Annotated in this window: 17 protein-coding genes; 5 read left to right on the plus strand and 12 right to left on the minus strand. The window is 61.6% G+C overall.

Annotation, left to right across the window (positions count from 1 at the left end; all coding sequences use genetic code 11):
• Positions 1-378: a fluoride efflux transporter CrcB gene (gene crcB, locus P353_RS25085; protein WP_034375712.1), complete on the plus strand. Its 378-nt coding sequence runs from the start codon at positions 1-3 to the stop codon at positions 376-378.
• A gap of 217 nt (positions 379-595) precedes the next feature.
• Positions 596-1,474 (plus strand): TIGR00730 family Rossman fold protein, encoded by an 879-nt coding sequence (locus P353_RS25090; RefSeq protein WP_003078213.1) that lies wholly within the window; start codon positions 596-598, stop codon positions 1,472-1,474.
• A gap of 122 nt (positions 1,475-1,596) precedes the next feature.
• Here the strand turns inward: P353_RS25090 and P353_RS25095 are convergent, their stop codons facing one another.
• From P353_RS25095 to P353_RS25125, 7 genes are all read right to left on the minus strand, one after another.
• Positions 1,597-2,118, minus strand: coding sequence for a DUF2199 domain-containing protein (locus P353_RS25095; RefSeq protein WP_034375714.1), 522 nt, complete (start codon positions 2,116-2,118; stop codon positions 1,597-1,599).
• Positions 2,119-2,129: 11 nt separating this feature from the next.
• Complete coding sequence (locus P353_RS25100) at positions 2,130-2,762, minus strand: DUF938 domain-containing protein (RefSeq protein ID WP_034375716.1); 633 nt, start codon at positions 2,760-2,762, stop codon at positions 2,130-2,132.
• 79 nt (positions 2,763-2,841) lie between these two features.
• Positions 2,842-3,426, minus strand: coding sequence for a hypothetical protein (locus P353_RS25105; protein WP_034375718.1), 585 nt, complete (start codon positions 3,424-3,426; stop codon positions 2,842-2,844).
• A 190-nt stretch (positions 3,427-3,616) separates the two neighbouring features.
• Entirely contained in the window at positions 3,617-4,336 is a 720-nt protein-coding gene (locus tag P353_RS25110) for a hypothetical protein (protein WP_034375782.1), read from the minus strand.
• A 301-nt stretch (positions 4,337-4,637) separates the two neighbouring features.
• Positions 4,638-5,138: a GNAT family N-acetyltransferase gene (locus P353_RS25115; RefSeq protein WP_034375720.1), complete on the minus strand. Its 501-nt coding sequence runs from the start codon at positions 5,136-5,138 to the stop codon at positions 4,638-4,640.
• Positions 5,139-5,273: 135 nt separating this feature from the next.
• Positions 5,274-6,827, minus strand: coding sequence for a fumarate hydratase (locus tag P353_RS25120; RefSeq protein ID WP_034375722.1), 1,554 nt, complete (start codon positions 6,825-6,827; stop codon positions 5,274-5,276).
• Between the two features lie 135 nt (positions 6,828-6,962).
• Entirely contained in the window at positions 6,963-9,149 is a 2,187-nt protein-coding gene (locus P353_RS25125; RefSeq protein WP_230847663.1) for a putative bifunctional diguanylate cyclase/phosphodiesterase, read from the minus strand.
• Between the two features lie 245 nt (positions 9,150-9,394).
• Between P353_RS25125 and fumC the strand changes: the two genes are divergently transcribed.
• The 3 genes from fumC to P353_RS25140 all read left to right on the plus strand — a co-directional run bounded on the left by fumC (position 9,395) and on the right by P353_RS25140 (position 13,200).
• A complete protein-coding gene (gene fumC / locus P353_RS25130) occupies positions 9,395-10,786 on the plus strand; it encodes a class II fumarate hydratase (RefSeq protein WP_034375724.1) in 1,392 nt (463 codons plus the stop codon).
• A 105-nt stretch (positions 10,787-10,891) separates the two neighbouring features.
• A complete protein-coding gene (locus P353_RS25135) occupies positions 10,892-11,536 on the plus strand; it encodes a ParB-like protein (RefSeq protein ID WP_034375726.1) in 645 nt (214 codons plus the stop codon).
• A complete protein-coding gene (locus P353_RS25140) occupies positions 11,533-13,200 on the plus strand; it encodes a SulP family inorganic anion transporter (protein WP_034375728.1) in 1,668 nt (555 codons plus the stop codon). Before P353_RS25135 ends, P353_RS25140 begins: the two co-directional genes overlap by 4 nt.
• Here the strand turns inward: P353_RS25140 and P353_RS25145 are convergent.
• The 5 genes from P353_RS25145 to P353_RS25165 form a co-directional block, all read right to left on the minus strand.
• The gene (locus P353_RS25145; protein WP_034375729.1) at positions 13,155-13,733 is read right to left on the minus strand and encodes an SMI1/KNR4 family protein; all 579 of its coding nucleotides are present in this window, start codon (positions 13,731-13,733) and stop codon (positions 13,155-13,157) included. The two genes, P353_RS25140 and P353_RS25145, sit on opposite strands and share 46 nt — an antisense overlap.
• Before the next feature lie 53 nt (positions 13,734-13,786).
• Positions 13,787-14,995 carry a multidrug effflux MFS transporter gene (locus P353_RS25150; RefSeq protein ID WP_034375730.1) on the minus strand — a complete coding sequence of 403 codons (1,209 nt, stop codon included), beginning with the start codon at positions 14,993-14,995 and terminating at the stop codon, positions 13,787-13,789.
• Between the two features lie 52 nt (positions 14,996-15,047).
• On the minus strand, positions 15,048-15,530 hold the full coding sequence (locus tag P353_RS25155; protein WP_034375731.1) for a MarR family winged helix-turn-helix transcriptional regulator: 483 nt from the start codon (positions 15,528-15,530) through the stop codon (positions 15,048-15,050).
• Between the two features lie 457 nt (positions 15,531-15,987).
• Complete coding sequence (locus P353_RS30095) at positions 15,988-16,326, minus strand: hypothetical protein (protein WP_232776902.1); 339 nt, start codon at positions 16,324-16,326, stop codon at positions 15,988-15,990.
• A 62-nt stretch (positions 16,327-16,388) separates the two neighbouring features.
• Positions 16,389-17,075, minus strand: a complete 687-nt coding sequence (locus P353_RS25165; RefSeq protein ID WP_034375732.1) for a DUF3334 family protein — start codon at positions 17,073-17,075, stop codon at positions 16,389-16,391.
• Positions 17,076-17,104: the final 29 nt, after the last annotated feature.

Raw genomic sequence — 17,104 nt, forward strand, 5'->3', positions numbered from 1 at the left:
ATGCTCAATATTGTTGCCATCTGCATCGGTGCCTGCCTGGGCGCCCTGTCGCGCTGGGGGTTGGGACTGTGGCTGAGCGCCGGAGCCAGCATGCCCTGGGGCACTCTTGCCGCCAATCTGATCGGCGGCTATCTGATCGGCGTCTTCATCGCGCTGTTTCAGGCCATGCCCCAGCTGGATCCGGCCTGGAAACTGGCCATCATCACTGGCTTTCTTGGTGCTCTGACCACGTTTTCCAGCTACTCGGCCGAGGTCATCGGCCTGCTGCAGCAGCAGCGTCTGATCGCAGCCATGGGCTGGACCTGCGTGCACCTGGTCGGCTCTCTGTTCATGACCTACATGGGTATGCTCAGCTGGAGCATCGGGTTCAGCCGTTAAGCTGGCAGACCATTTGCCACTATTGATGCAAACTGCTTCAGCGTTTAGAGGCGAAATACTCTCATGGGCTATAGCTTTGTGAGCGTATAGTGCAAGCATCATCTGCACTACAGGTGCATTTGAGCTTGAAGTACTTGACGGATGGGCGGTCAGCGCTACGAAATCTTTAGAGATGGCTGTAGTCCGTGCTGCTCAGCATTCTAAGAACCGAGGGTCCATGCAAATTTCTTCACCCCTGTCCGATACCGATCTGGCCAATGCCTGGGCCGAGCTGCACAACCAGGCCCATAACGGCAAAGAGCTGGAGCCTCAATCCAACCGCCTTGCATTCGCCGATCCGGAGTTCATGTTCCGCCGCGAAACCCGTGGCATCCGCATGCAGCTGGAAATGCTCAAGCCAGATCTGACCCAGATCGAGCGCGGCATCGAGCACACGGTGGTTGTCTACGGCAGCGCACGCTTTGTGGATATGGAGCAGGCGCGCGAGCAGCTTGCGCAAGCCAAGGCCAGCGGCGATACCCAGCGCATGGCGCTGGCCGAGCGGGGCATGCGCAATGCCGAGCGCTATGAGGCGGCACGCGCTTTTGCGCGCATCGTGGCGACCGAAGGCATGAAGCAGGCGCCCAGCGAGCGCTTCTACATCTGCACGGGCGGTGGTCCCGGCATCATGGAGGCGGCCAACCGCGGCGCGCATGATGCAGGTGCTCCCAATGTGGGGCTGAACATCTATCTGCCGCATGAACAGCATGGCAACCCTTACATCACGCCGGGGCTGAGCTTCAAGTTCCACTATTTCGCGCTGCGCAAAATGCATTTCATGATGCGTGCCAAGGCGCTGGTAGCCTTCCCGGGCGGCTTCGGCACCATGGACGAGCTGTTTGAGGTGCTGACGCTGGTGCAGACCCACAAGAGCAAGCCCGTGCCCGTGATCCTGTTCGGCACGGAGTTCTGGAAGCGAGTGCTGAACTTCGATGTGCTGGTGGAAGAGGGCACCATTTCAGCCAAGGATCTGAACCTGTTCCGCTACACCGACGATCCGGCCGAGGCCTGGTCCTTCATTCAGCAGTTCTACCAGACCGGCTGGAATAACGGATAAGCGCTCACGCCTGATCCAAAAAAGACCAGAAGCCGCCAGAAGATTTTCCTCTGGCGGTTTTTTGTTGCTCATCAATGCATAGCGATAGCTCTTGATGAGCCAGTGCCTGGGCCTAGCTTGGCTTAAATGCCATGCAGCGATTGCTCGGCCAGTTGCTGGGCACGCGCGATTGAAATGCCTTCATGCTGATCGACGACCAGCGCATCGCTTTGCTCATCGCTGCGGTGCAGCACCACGCGAGGGCGTGTGCCGTCGGTCTGGATATGCACATCGGCCGGGCGTGACTTCTGCGTGGGGTAGACCGCAATCAGATTGGACAGCCAGCCAAAGAAGATAGGGTCTTCGGGCGGTTTGTCGAAGGAGTCCAGATAGCGCTGAAAACTGGCTTCGCTGGCCGACACCCAGATGCCCCAGAGAAAGGGCTCGTCCAGGCCATGGATCGGCACTTCCAGAATGGCGCGCACATAGTATTGCGTGCCTTCGGGATGGGCGATGACGCAGAGCTCGTCGCTCAGCTCGGCCCATGCCTCGCGTTCTTGCTCGCTCAGGCGTCTGTAGGGGGCAGGGGCATCGAAAGCAAAGCTTGGCGATCCTTCGTGAATCTCATCGCATTTGCTGCATTGGTAGGCAAAGATGGCGGCCATGGTGTAAGAGTTCAGCGTTTGTGAAATACCAGCGTGCGGTTATTGGCCGGCATGGCCTGATCGAGTTCAAGCTGCAGGCCGTGCTGACCGGCCAGGGCCACGATGGCTTCAAAGTCGCGCAGGCCGCTGCGCGCATCACGCTGGCGCAGCCAGGCGTCGAAGGCGCGGTTGCTGTCGCTGGTGAAATGGCCGCCATAGTTGAACGGGCCATAGATGGCAAACACGCCGCCTTCGGGCAAGTGCGAGCCCACCAGCTCGAACATGCGCTGCACCAGCGGCCAGGCCACGATATGACAGGTATTGCTGGTAAAAACGGCATCAAAGCCTGATGGATCCGTAGTTGAGGGCCAGGCATCGGTCGCCAGATCGAACTCCAGCGGAGCACGCAGATTGGGCGCTTCGTGGGCGGCCTGCCAAGCCTGGATACCTGCATGACTGCCGGCCAAGTCGCTGGTCTGCCAGATCAGCTGCGGCAGGCGCGGTGCGAAGTACACGCTGTGCTGGCCGGTGCCGGAGCCTATCTCCAGCACATGCCGGCTGTGCTGAAAAGCAGACTTCAGCACCTCGAAAATAGCGGCCTGGTTGTTTTCGCAGGCCTGGGAGAAAGGCAGTTGCGGGGCTGTCGATGGAAGGTTTGGGCTCATAAGGGACTTGGCGGGCAGACGCAGAAAATTGTGCAGGCATCTTCGCCCGAAATGCCAAGTCCGAGCACTGCGACGGCCTTCATGGCTTGAAGCGCAGCCTGATCTCGGGTCGCACGTTCAGGCTGCCGATTTTCCAGCTGTACGCGCCCAGGCCCAGCGTGGGCGTGGAGCTGGCGTTTTGCGAGAGAACCTCGGCATTGCCGGGCAGGCTGACCTTCAGGCTGCCGTTCATGGTGATGCCCAGTTGCGCGAAGTCTCTCTTTTCCTTGTCCTTGAGCGGTTTGGCGGCAATCGTCATCACGCCGTTTCTGTCCGTCTGCACGGTGAACATGTCCAGCAATCGCAGGCCTTCACCGGGCTTTCGCTGGCCGGCAATTTCCAGCGCATAGCGCGCATTGCCTTTGTAGACGGCTTTCCTGACCTCGGGTTCGCGGCTCAGTTGCTGCGCTTGCGCCGCCAGCTCCTGATGGTCTTTCTCGCTCAGCACGCCTTGTTTTCTGAGCTTCATCACTGCCATGGCATTGACCACCGTGCCATCAAAGTGGTAGCTGTAGCTGCCATCGGCTTGCACTTCCACGCTGGCGGAGAAGCGCTCGGGTACCAGGCAGGCGGTCAGCAAGGCGACGAGGGCAGTGGTCGTCAACAGCGCAAAGAGCTTGTGCATGAGGACTCCTTTTGAGTGGCATTGCAGTGGCTCAGGGTGCAGAGGTCTGAGTCATCGTAGAGCAAACAGGGCATGTGCCAATAGGGGCTGCCATCAAGGCTGCGCGGAGTCTTGCCGAAAGAGTATTCAAAAAGAGTAAACGAAAGCGGTTTCTACATAAGGCACAGAGACCAGGGGCGGTAGCGATCTTTCACTTGGATTTTGACTCGGCTTTGAGCTGGCTGATGGCTTCCTGAAAGCCCTGTAGATACTTGGTGCGAGTCTGCTCGGCCAGGGTAGGCCATTGCGCGGCTGGCAGGCTCAGCGATTCCATCGTCAGCCTGGCGGCCAGTTGCGGGTCCCGGGAGGCCTGAACCGCCTGCATGCCGTGGAGATTGATCCAGTGCGGGTCGTAGGCGTGGGGCGTGCGGCGATCCCAGTCCACGACCCTGGCGATCAACTCCTGAGCCTTGTCCAGATCCTGGAACAGATGGCGATTGATGGGGGCTCCATAACTCTGATTCATCACATCGACCGCTTGCCTGGCAGTGACGTCGGCACAGCGATTGGCGTCGAAGCGGGCACGCAGCTGGCCGGCGTAGAACCAGAAGGCGGCCTCGTCCCGCAGACCTGCCTTGAACAGTGTTTGCGACAGCACATAGAACACGGGCGGTTGAAAGCGCTCGGGCGCGGCACGTACGCGCTCGAGCACAGCTTGCTGCTGCTGAGGCGTACCCTGCGACAGCAAGCGAAGAGCTTCCTGCCCCAGTCTGGTGTCGATCTGCGCATAGACTCCCTGGGGGATCAATACCTGAGTCGCAGGGGAAGTCAGTGGCTTGGGCGCAGCCGGTGGCTGCTGAGTCTGTGCGGAAGCAAAGCCCCAGAGCGCCACCAGCGCACCGGTCACCATCTTTGCTGCGACATGGCTCATGCTGAACTCCTTGTGCTTGCGATGCAAATCATTCTGGACGGTGTCAGACGAATACCCACTCTGTCGCATATCTTAAATAGCATGCTTGGTATCTGTGTCTCGTATTTACCAAGAAGCCCTGATTTCAATGAAGACGAGGTATCGCGTTGCCGTAAAGCCCAAAAGCTGTGCTTGCTGATGGGGGCGATATGTCCAAGGCCGCTCTAGCCGGCGCATCGGCTTTGCCATCGCTGCTGCGCCAATGGCAGGGAGCCGATGCAGCCTCGCCGCCGAGCCGACAGACTGTCAAACTGCGGCAGGCTCAGTCCCGGGCGTTGAATGCCCTGTGGTAACTCACCTCGCCTTGTGGCGGCGGGCCTTCGAAAGACAGGGCTTGAAAGTACTCGGCAGGCACTCCGGGCAGCACCAGGCCCTGTACCGCGCGGAAACCAAAGCGCCGGTAGTAGTCAGGCTCGCCAAGCAGCACGCACCCCTGCGCAGACTGGGCTTGCAGAGCGCTGATGGCTGCCTGCATTAGCGCACTGCCAATACCCTGTCGCTGTTTTTGGGGAATGACGGAGATGGGGCCCAGGCCAAACCAGTGCTGGCTGCCGTCGCTGATGGTGACGGGTGAGATGGCGACATGCCCGACGATTTGCTCGTCAATCTCTGCGACAAGGGACAGGGCAAGAGCCCCGGCTGCGCGCAACTCGCGCACGATGAATTGCTCGGTGTGATCGGTATGCGGTGCGTCCTTGAAGGCCTGGATCGTCACCTGCTCGATGGCCTTGGCATCGGTGGGCAGTTCTGCTCGGATATGCATGGGTTGGATTGGGTTCTAGAAAAATCCCGGGAAAAGGCCAATTCGGCCCATCAGCCTACTGCAACTTCATTCTCGAAGCTGCGGAACAAAAAAACCGCCCGAAGGCGGTTTTTTATGGCGGGGCCTGCTGGGTGATTACACACCAGCCACTTCAATGCCCTTGAATTCCCCGGTCGCGATCTTTTCCTTCCAGACGGCGGGGCCGGTGATATGGGCGCTGGTGCCCCCGGCATCCACTGCCACCGTGACAGGCATGTCGACCACGTCGAATTCATAGATGGCTTCCATGCCCAGGTCTTCAAAGCCCACCACCTTGGCTTGCTTGATGGCCTTGGAGACCAGGTAGGCGGCGCCGCCCACGGCCATCAGGTAAGCGCTCTTGTGCTTCTTGATGGCCTCGATGGCGACAGGGCCGCGCTCGGACTTGCCGATCATGGAGATCAGGCCGGTCTGCGACAGCATCATGTCGGTGAACTTGTCCATGCGGGTGGCCGTGGTGGGGCCTGCAGGGCCAACCACTTCATCGCGAACGGGGTCCACGGGGCCGACGTAGTAGATCACGCGGTTGGTGAAGTCCACGGGCAGCTTTTCGCCCTTGGCCAGCATGTCCTGGATGCGCTTGTGGGCAGCATCACGGCCGGTCAGCATCTTGCCGTTGAGCAGCAGGGTGTCGCCGGGCTTCCAGCTGGCCACTTCTTCCTTGGTCAGATTGTTCAAATCGACCTTCTTGGACTTGTTGTAGTCGGGGTGCCAGTCGATCTTGGGCCAGGTGTCCAGAGAAGGGGCATCCAGGTGCACGGGGCCGGAGCCGTCCATCACGAAGTGGGCGTGGCGGGTGGCGGCGCAGTTGGGAATCATGGCCACGGGCTTGGAGGCCGCATGCGTGGGGTACATGTTGATCTTGACGTCCAGCACCGTGGTCAGGCCGCCCAGGCCCTGGGCGCCGATGCCCAGGGCATTGATCTTCTCGAACAGCTCCAGACGCAGCTTTTCCACGTCGTCGAGCTCTGCACCGCTGGCAGCTTTTTGCTGCAGCTCGTACATGTTGAGGTCTTCCATCAGGCTTTCCTTGGCCAGCAGAACAGCCTTTTCAGCCGTGCCGCCGATACCGATGCCCAGCATGCCGGGAGGGCACCAGCCTGCGCCCATGGTGGGGACGGTCTTCAGAACCCAGTCCACCAGGTCGTCGCTGGGGTTCATCATGATCATCTTGGACTTGTTCTCGGAGCCGCCGCCCTTAGCAGCCACGGTCACGTCCACCTTGTCGCCGGGCACGATCTGCACATTGATCACGGCGGGGGTGTTGTCCTTGGTGTTCTTGCGCTTGAAGTGGGGGTCGGCCACGACCGAGGCGCGCAGCGTGTTGTCGGGGTGGTTGTAGCCACGGCGTACGCCTTCGTTGATGGCGTCTTCCAGCCCCATGGTGAAGCCTTCCCACTTGACGTCCATGCCCACTTTCAGGAACACGTTGACGATGCCGGTGTCCTGGCAGATGGGGCGCTGGCCGGTGGCCGCCATCTTGGAGTTTGTGAGGATCTGCGCCATCGCATCCTTGGCCGCAGGGCTTTGCTCGCGCTCATAGGCGCGGGCCAGATGCTGGATGAAATCCGGCGTGTGGTAGTAACTGATGTACTGGAGGGCGCCTGCGATCGAATCGATCAGGTCCTGCTGGCGGATGGAGGTGGTCATCGTGAAGCTTCTCGGGGGTTGCAATCTGTACGCGTGGGGCGCGCACGGTAAACCCATCGATTATCGGCCCAGACGACAATTCTTGCAGCCATAACCCACCAGTCTTATATATGACTGGTGGGTGCTGTGCGGCGTTCAGCCGGTCAGTGCGCCGAGGATGGAGGCCGAGAAATCGGCCTGGCCGCCTCGGCGATCGTCTCTGGCCCAGGCCAGAAGGCTGTCCGCCGGCATGGGGCGCGCGTAGAAGTAGCCCTGAAGCTCGTCACATTGCATGTCGATCAGAATGTCCCGCTGACCCGCAGTTTCCACACCCTCGGCCACCACGCGCAGGCCCAGGGCATGGGCTAGGCGCACGACGGCGTGGACCACGGCGCGGGCATCTTCCTCGGTTTCCAGGTCGCGGATGAAGCTGCGGTCGATCTTCAACTGCTGGGCGGGAAGCTGACGCAGATAGTTGAGGCTGGAGTAGCCAGTGCCGAAGTCGTCGATCGAGAGAAAGATGCCGATGTCGCGCAATTCCTCGATTGCGCGCTGCGTGGCCTGGGTGTCTTCCATGGCCACGGATTCGGTGATCTCGCACAGCAGCTGGCTGGCCTGTACATCGTGGCGCAGCAGCGTCTGGGTGATGCGATCTGCCAGGCCGCTTTCGCGCAGCTGGTGCACGGAGAGATTGATCGCCACCCGCATCTGCAGTCCCATGTTGCGCCACAGGGCCAGCTGGCGGCAGGCTTCTTCGATCACCCAGTTGCCCAGGCTGTTGATGATGCCGAAGCGCTCGGCCAGGGGGATGAAGATATCGGGCGCAATCATGCCGCGCTCCGGGTGGGCCCAGCGCAGCAGTGCCTCTACCCCGATGATGTTGCCGCGCTCGCTGTCGATCTTGGGCTGGTAATGCAGCTCCATCTGACCGCGCTGAATGGCGTGGCGCAGGTCGTTTTGAAGTTCCAGTTGCTCGGATGCATCGCTGCCCATATGCGGCTCGAACACTGCAAAACCGTTGCCGCCATTGCGTTTGGCTGCGTACATGGCGGCATCGGCGTTGGCGATCAGGTGGTCGCGGTCACCATGGTCGGGAAATGCCACGATGCCGATGGAGCAGGTGATCTGCAGCTCCTTGTTGCCTAGCCGAAAGGGCTGGCTAAGCGCCTTGAGAATTCGGTTGGCCACCGCCATGCAGGCGGCCACGTCCTGGGTGTCTTCCAGCAGCACCAGGAATTCATCCCCGCCCACGCGGGCCACGGTATCGCTGCTGCGGGCTTCCGCAGTCAGCCGCTCGGCGGCGCTGATGAGGATCTGATCGCCTGCGGCGTGGCCAAAGGAGTCATTGATGGGCTTGAATCCGTCCAGATCCACAAACAAGATTCCCAGCCGCTCCTTGATTCGTGAGCGGTTGGCGCGCTCCAGGCGCAGCAGGGCGTGGATGAGACGATCTTCAAACAGCAGGCGGTTGGGCAGGTTGGTCAGCGGGTCGGCAAAGGCGCGCTGGCGCAACTCGGTATTGGCCAGCTGTAGCTTGGCATTGGTTTCCTGCAGCGATTGATTGAGCTTGAAGGCAGTGCTTTGCAGGCGCGCATCGAGCAAGGTGCTGAACATCGCCGCGATCAGCAGCATGACCGTGGTGATGATGATGATGGTGGTGAGCTCGGGACCGCTCAGGGCTTCCGCACTCAGGCAGACCGAGCCACTGGCAAAGCTGGCCGCCGACATCCCGGTGTAGTGCATGCCGCAGATGGCAAAGCCCATGATCAGTGCCGCCAATGTCTGGAACAGCCACAGCCGCTTGCCGGAGAGCGAAAACAGCGCGCGAAACAGATTCAGCGCCGTGGCCGAGGCCAGTACTGCGATCAGGGCGGAGGTCGCCACCAGCGGCCAGTCCCAGGCAATCGGGATGGACATCTCGATGGCGAGCATGCCCAGGTAGTGCATGGCGCAGATGCCGCCGCCCATGAGCAGCGAGGCGCCCAGGAAATGAGGCCAGCGGTATTCGACCCTGGTTGCCACTCCAAAGGCCAGTGCCGATGCCGCGACTGCCGCGACCCAGGAGGCCAGCGTCAGAGCACCGCTGTAGCCCAGGGTGATGGGCAGCTCAAACGCCTGCATGCCGATGAAGTGCATGGCCCAGACCCCCGTGCCCATCACCATGGCGCCGATGGCCCACCAGATGCGTCCGATTCTGCCTGAGGCCATGCGCATGCGACGGGCCAGACCCAGCGTCACAAAAGAGGCAAATACCGCGATGACGATGGAGACACACACCATCATCGTGCTGTAACTCGATGTCATGACGGTGGTGGCGATGGGGGTGGAAAGATCAGTGAACATTGATGTGGCGGGCCTGCAGGGCCGGTCGGATTCTTTGTCCGACATTGATTTAATGTAACTATGTATTTCTGGCCTTGCCGGCGCAGGGGTGTTGCCTCGATTGTGCTTGCCGCCTGCCGGGCTGAGCTAGCATGGACCGGTTGTGGAAGTGGCCTGCCTGGCGGTGGGTCGACTTCCGTTTGCGGCCAACGGCAGCCAGATTTCTTCAGCCAGCTGCGCCGAGTTGTATTGCAAGGAGCGATTCCATGACAGTCACCCGCCAGGAAAAAGACACTTTTGGCCTGATCGATGTACCCGCCGACAAGCTCTGGGGGGCGCAGACGCAGCGCTCGCTGCAGAATTTTGACATCAGCGGCGAGCAGCAACCGCGTGAAATCATTGCTGCGCTGGCGCAGGTCAAAAAGGCCTCTGCCAGCGTCAACCAGGCGCTGGGTCTGCTGGACGAGAGAAAATCCAGAGCCATCAATTCGGCCGCCGATGAGGTGCTCGCGGGCAAGCACACCGATGAGTTCCCCCTGGTGGTCTGGCAGACCGGCTCCGGCACGCAGACCAATATGAACGTCAACGAGGTGCTGGCCAACCGGGCCAGCGAGCTGATGGGCGGCGAGCGCGGTGAAGCCCGTCTGGTGCACCCGAATGACGATGTGAACAAAAGCCAGTCCAGCAACGATGTCTATCCCACGGCCATGCATGTGGCGGCGGTGACGTCCATCGAGCGCAAGCTGCTGCCTGCCATCGCCAAGCTGCGTGTCACGCTGCTGGCCAAGAGCGAAGCCTTTGCCGACATCGTCAAGATCGGTCGCACGCATTTGCAGGATGCCACGCCGCTGACGCTGGGCCAGGAAATATCCGGCTGGGTGGCCCAGCTGGCCCATGGCGAAGCCCATGTGCGCGCCGCATTGCCGCATCTGTATGAGCTGGCCCTGGGGGGGACGGCCGTGGGTACGGGGCTGAATGCCCCCAAGGGCTACGCCGAAGGCGTGGCGGCGGAACTGGCCAGACTGACGGGCTCCCCGTTCGTCACCTCGCCCAACAAGTTCGAGTCTCTGGCGAGCTGCGACGGCTTGGTTTATGCGCATGGTGCTCTCAAGACGCTGGCTGCAAGCCTGATGAAAATCGCCAACGACGTGCGCTGGCTGGCATCCGGGCCACGCAGCGGCCTGGGCGAAATTTCGATCCCGGAGAACGAGCCGGGTTCGTCCATCATGCCGGGCAAGGTCAACCCCACGCAGTCCGAAGCCGTGACCATGCTTTGCGCCCAGGTGTTCGGCAACGATGTGGCCATCAATTTCGGCGGAGCCTCGGGCAATTTCGAGCTGAACGTGTTTCGCCCAATGGTGGCGCACAACTTTCTGCAAAGCGTGCGCCTGCTGGCCGATGGCATGGTCAGTTTCAACGATCACTGTGCCGTGGGCATTGAGCCCAACCGCACGCGCATCGAAGAGCTGGTGGGTCGTTCGCTGATGCTGGTGACGGCGCTCAACACACATATCGGCTACGACAAGGCTGCCTATATCGCCAAGAAGGCGCACAAGGAGGGCAGCAGCCTGCGTGACGCGGCCATTGCCAGCGGCCATGTGACGGCAGAGCAGTTTGACCAGTGGGTGGTGCCTGCGAATATGGTGGGTAATCTCTGAAGTTTGGTGAGTGCTGACTGTTGTTGAAAAAGAGCCCGCAAGCCGGGCTCTTTTCTTTTGCCATGCGTCTGCCCACAATGGCTGATCTCAATCAAGGGAGTCGGCATGAGCGCACAGCAGCACCTGGAGCAGGTTTCGCTTTCCGATCTGCGCCCTACGCAGATGACGGTGGGCGCGGCGGAGGTGGCGCTCAAGCGCGCCGAGTGGGCCAGGCTCAAATCCAAGGCGCGGGGCAAGCTGCTGCTCAGCCACTGGTTTCCGGCGGTCAAAGGCCCCAAGGGGCTGCACTACATCGTCGACCACCACCATCTGGGGCAAGCGTTGTGGCAGGAGCAGGTGACATCGGTCTGGGTCATGCAGCTGGCGGACTTCAGCGCCATGGAGATGGGTATGTTCTGGCGGCTCATGGAGTTTCACCAGTGGGCCCATCCGTACAACTACAAGGGCGAGCGCTGCGAGTTCTCGGCCATTCCCAAGCAGCTTGAACGACTCAAGGACGACCCCTATCGCAGCCTGGCCGGAGAGGTGCGCAAGGCCGGTGGTTATGCCAAAGAGGCCGCGCCCTATGCCGAATTTCTCTGGGCCGATTTCTTTCGCCCGCTGTTTCGCAAAAGCGATCTGCGCAGCAGCGGCGGGCAAGGCCTGCCTGAATCGCTGGTGACCGAGGCTGTGGCACTGGCGCGCAACCCCAAGGCGCAGTTTTTGCCCGGCTGGTCAGGTGTGACCAGCAATCTGCACAAGCCTATATGACTGCGCGCTGGATGCTTGCCGGCGCGGACTGGATTGCGGGCCTGTCTATCGCGGGGCTGCTGCTGCCCGAGGCCGTGGCCTATTCTGGCATTGCCGGTGCGCCTCCCCAGGCCGGGGTGATTGCGCTGTTTGCGGGCTTGCTGGTCTATGGGCTGCTCGGTACCAGCCGCTTTGCGATTGTGTCGTCGACCTCATCCTCAGCGGCTGTGCTGCTGGCGGCCACGGGCTCGGTGCTGCATGTCTCGGCCGATCATCGCGCGCTCATGGGTGTGGCCATGGTGCTGGTGGCTGGGGTGATGTTTGTGCTGGCGGGCCTGCTGCGGCTGGGCGGCATCTCGCAATTCATTGCCAAGCCCGTGCTGCGCGGCTTTGCCATTGGTCTGGCGCTGACCATTGTGGTCAAGCAACTGCCACTGGCTGTGGGCGTGCATCCCGCGCACAGCGACTTTCTGCATTTCAGCCAGGACTTGATCGCGCTGCTACCGCGCTGGAACTGGTATGGCCTGACCATGCTGCTTGTGGCCTTGCTGGCGCTGCGGCTTCTGGCGCGGTGGAAGGCCGTGCCCGGTGCTTTGCTGGTGATTGCGGCGGGCATTGCGCTCGATGCACTGGGCTTTTGCAGGAGCTGGGGCATAGCGCCTGTGGGTTCGCTGCAACTGGGTGCTGCGCATCTGGCCCTGCCTGAGCTGGACTGGGCCGACTGGCTGCGCGTGGGGCAGCTGGCTGTGGCGCTGGCCTTGATTCTGTATGCCGAGTCATACAGCTCCATCCGCTCGCTGGCGCTGCACCATGGCGATGGGGTGAACAGCAACCGCGATCTACTGGCGCTGGGTGGCGCCAATATGGCCTCAGCCCTGCTTCAGGGCCTGCCTGTGGGTGCGGGGTTTTCGGCCAGCTCGGCCAATGAGGTGGCTGGGGCGCAGACCAAGGCCGCAGGCCTGATTGCCTGCGCCGTGGTGGCCGTGCTGGTGTGGCAGTTGCTGCCCTGGATGGAGCGAATCCCTGAGCCCTTGCTGGCCGCCATCGTCATTCATGCGGTGGCGCATTCGCTCAACTGGCGCACGCTGCAGCCTTATTTCATCTGGCAGCGTGATCGCGCCGTGGCGCTCACAGCTTTTGCTGCCGTGATTGTGCTGGGTGTGCTTGATGGCCTGCTGCTGGCTATGGTGGTCAGCATTGTGATGCTGCTCAAGCGCATGGCCCAGTCCCATGTCAGCGAGCTGGGGCGGCTGGTGGGCAGCCATGATTTTGTGGACCGCCAGCGCCACCCAGAAGCGCAACCTGTGCCGGGTCTGCTGATTCTGCGGCCCGAGGAAAGCCTGTTCTTTGGCAATGCCGAGGCCGTGATGAGCGATATCCGCGCGCGCGTGGCGCAAGCTGCAGATGTGCATGCCGTGGTGCTGAGTCTGGAGGAAAGCCCTGATCTGGACAGCACCGGCATTGAGGCACTGGGCGAGCTGGCGCGTCAGCTGCAGCAAGCCGGGGTGCTGCTGCGGCTGGCCCGCGTCAAGGACAGTCTGCGCGAGCTGCTGCAGCGCGTGCAGATGCCGGGGCTCAACCCCGACTGCTATTCAGCCTGGAGCGTGGACGATGCCGTGCAGGCCTTGACCGCCGATTTTCACCAGGTGCCCGGCGGTGCCACGCAGCCTGCGTCTTCGATATAGACATGCTTGCCTTGCTCCAGCTCGTCGGCCAGCAGCGCCAGCCAGGCCGAGAAGCTGGGTGCAAACACGCCCTTGGGGCCTGCCTCGTGATCAAACTCGATGATCTGGCCCGCATGGCCACCAGCCGCTGGCGCAAGGTCCAGCATGGCGCCATCGCCGCAGTTGTCGGTCAGTGGAATACGCAGTGCATCCCAGTACACGGCGCGCAGGGGGCCTTGCAGATAGTCAGGGTTGTAGTCCGGGCCAAGCCCCCAGCCTTCGCTCTTTTGCATGTCCGCATACATCTGCCAGACCTCCAGCATGCGCTGTGTGGACAGCAGCTCGCCAAAGTACAGCAGATAGGCCTCATTGGCCGCGCCGTTGTGCAGGGCCAGTGACTCACGCACATCGTCCGGTAGCCGCTGACCCAGGGCGGCTTCCAGCTCGGCAATTTCTGCCTCGCTGGCGCCATCGGCCAAGACCAGAGTGTCTTTGGGTGTGTTCTGGGCATACCAGGCGCTGATGCGCTGCCAGCTTTGGGCGATGGATGACATGGTGCTCCTTGAATCTGTTTGCTACTGAATATATAGCTGTTTACGATTCTCCATCAGGCGCTAGAGGCCGGTTTCATCTTGAGCGCGCTGCGAAAGCCCAGCTGACCCACGATGCAGGCAATCAGCAGCACTGTAAAAGCCGATAGAGCCGGGCTGCCGCCCAGGCTGGCGCCCAGGCTGGCGCCAAAGGTGCACAGACCGCCCACGGCCATTTGCGTGAAGCCATAGACTCCGGCGGCTGACCCCGTCAAATCGCTGTGTACGCCCAAAGCCTTGGAGAGTGCGGCGGGGCTGGTCATGCCTGAGCCCAAGGTAAACAGCAGCATCAATGTCACTACAGCAGGTACGTTGATCAGCTGCAGCAGTGTCAGGACTACCAGGGCCGCCGCGCTGCCCAGGCTCAGCATATTACCGCCCAGTATCAGTCGCTCCAGGGGCCAGCGTTTGATGAGTTGGCGTGCCAGCGCATTGCCTGCTGCCATGCCGGCCATCAGCACTCCCAGGTAGATGCCAAGCTGTGCCTTGCTGGTGTGCAACTGCTCGATGAAGATGAACGGCGCTGCAGCAATAAAGGCGTACATGGATGTGGTGGCGCTACCGCCGCCTATGGCGAAGCCCAGAAACTGGGGTGAACCCAGCAAGGTTCTATAGTCATTGCGCACGGTGCGCCAGTTCAGCTTGCCAGTGGGGTGACCGGTCTCAGGAAGCAGGCGCCAGACTCCGATGGCCGTTAACGCCCCCATGAGCGCCAGCACCGCAAAAATGATGCGCCAGCCGAACAGTGCATCCAGCCCTGAGCCTATGGAGGGGGCGATGCCCGGGCCAATCATCATCATGAGATTGAGCAAGGCCAGACTGCCTACGGCGGTTTCGGGTGTCGCAGTGTCGCGGGCAATGGCGCGGCCCAGTGCCAGGCCGGCGCAGCCGCCCAGAGCCTGAATCAGGCGCGCGCCAATCAGCATATTCGCGCTGGGGGCCAGAAAGGCCGCAAGGCTGGCGACGGTGTAGAGACACAGGCCGACAAGCAACAGGGGCCGGCGGCCCAGTGCATCCGACATGGGGCCGTAGATCAGCTGACCCAGTGCCAGGCCGAGGATGTAGACGGTGATGGTTTGCTGCATCTGTCCGCTGCTGGCGCCGAAGTGGCGAGCTGCATCGGGCAGAGCCGGGATGAACATATGCATGGCCATGGTGCCAGCAATGGTGACCATTACCAGCAACCAGAGCGGCGCTTTACGTACAGGGGTGACGGGACTTTGCATACAAGTGAAATCCGAAACTAGCTGTGAGGGTTCTGTTGCGTGTGGCGCTAGTTCAGCTCTCGGGCTGGGAGCCCGCACTGGCGCTTGCTTCCAGAGCAGCCATCTTTTCCAGCATGGTTTCCAGTGCATCCAGTGTGGCATCCAGCAGATCGGGGGCCAGCTCCTGCATGACTTCGCTGCGGACATCCGCCACGATGGTTTTGACGGTCTCGACCTGAAGTAGCCCGGCCGCTGTGAGCTGTATGCGCTTGACGCGCCGATCTGCATCATCGATGCGCTCCACCCAGCCCTGGGCCTCCAGACCGTCGATTAGGCGCACGACAGAAGAGCTGTCCAGCGCCAGCGCCTGGGCCAGATCCTTTTGTCGCATGGCTCCCGCGCTGCGCTCCAGATGGACCAGAGGCAGCCACAGCGCCTGGGTCAGACCCAGCGGAGCCAGGACCTTGTCCAGCGTGCGCCTCCATTGCTTGTTGACCTGGGCCATGACGAAGATGAGCTGACGCTGGCGGCTGGACACTGAGGCGGTGCTGGACATTGCGGATGCATTCAAATAGTTGGTATTCAAATTATTGCGCAAACAGTATTTATCCTGTGAACAGGGTTTTCTTACTTCACGCTGCCGCCTTTGGTTGGCGAAGAGGCTTGCTTGCCTGTTGCGCAGGGCATTGCCCTATAGGTTGCGGCCTGGCTCGGCCCGGCCAGGCCCGGGAAGGGGGCGACCCGCATGGGGTCGGCAGGCAGCCGGCTGAGACTGGACAGGCTCGCCGCTTCGGCCCGGTCTTGCGGACATTCGATCGCGGCAAGTGGTGCTGGTGTGCCTGGCGGCCCCGGTCGTACCGGCTTTGAGAGGGCAGGCGGGGCAGGAGGGGGCGGGTCCCGACGCCGATGCCAAGGCCGGCGAGGGCTGATCTCGCCGGGCTGTGGTCAGCCGGCGACAGCCTGCGCGTTGGCCGATGCGCAGGCTGCAGGCTTGCTGCAAGCGGATGGAAAGCCTAGGGACGCGGTCCAGCTCCGGGGCCCGAGCGGGCGGCGGCTGCTGCGGCGTCCATCTGCTCCAGGCGCTGCTGCATGCTTTCATGCGTGCTGCCGCCGCGTGAAGGCCGCGCAAACATATGGCGCCCTTCTTCGCCGGGGCTGGCGGAATCGAGATTGAGCTTCTGGCGCTTCGGCTGCTGGCCGGAGTGCATGCTTTGGCCATGCATGATGGCTTCATTGCCTTTGCAGGCATAGCCTGTGCCGTTGGCATCGACGCAGCGGGCTTTTTGAGCGAGCGTTGCCTGCGCAGTCAGCAGCAGACTGCAGAACATGAATGCAGAGGCGAAAGTGCGCATGGTGTTTCTTCTGGCGGAGGCAGCATGCTGGGCCATGGTGCCCTACGCGGTACTCCGCTGTATTACAGTCCCAGGGACTTGAGCAGATCGTCGGTGTCGCTGGAGGCTGGGGCCGCCGGCTGCTGAACCGACTGGGCTTCACGGGTCTGGGCCATGACCAGATCGGGGTCCGGCTTCTCCTGGGCTTCGAAGTCCTTGATCTTGATGAATTCCATGTGATCCACCGCCATTTCCAGATAGAAGATGTTGTTGTTGCCCGTGTAGAAGGTCACGCGGCGGGCTTCGGGGGCATCGAGGTTGGCATCCACGCTCAGATTGACTTGCTTGTTCAGGCGGATCATCTTGGGCTGGCTTTGCGCGATATGGGTCTGCAGCTCGCGCTGCACTTTGCTGGTGAAGTCGCCAACGACCTGGTTCATCAGTTCGCCCATGACGTTGCTCACATCGTCCGAGGTATAGGAGCTGGCCAGATCGCTCTCGGCCATGCCCATGGACAGCAGATAGCTGCGGTAGAGCTCCATGGCCGCATCGGCCGAGAAGTTGATGATGATGAGCGCAGAAAAGCTGCCATCGATCAACACAAAGCAGCCGATATCGGGTTTGAGACTGGTCTTGGTGATGCGTTGCACCATGCCCGAGTACTGGATCGGGCACTGGGTGGCCACTTGCAGCACGCGCGAGACGGAGTTGCACAGGGCAATCAGCACATCTTCGGTGCCGTGGACGATGGGGGCGTTGGGTTGGCTCATGGCTGCATTGGTTCAAGAGATGGTCGAGA

Origin of the sequence: Comamonas testosteroni (assembly GCF_000761245.1) — a bacterium.
GTDB lineage: Bacteria > Pseudomonadota > Gammaproteobacteria > Burkholderiales > Burkholderiaceae_C > Comamonas > Comamonas testosteroni_C.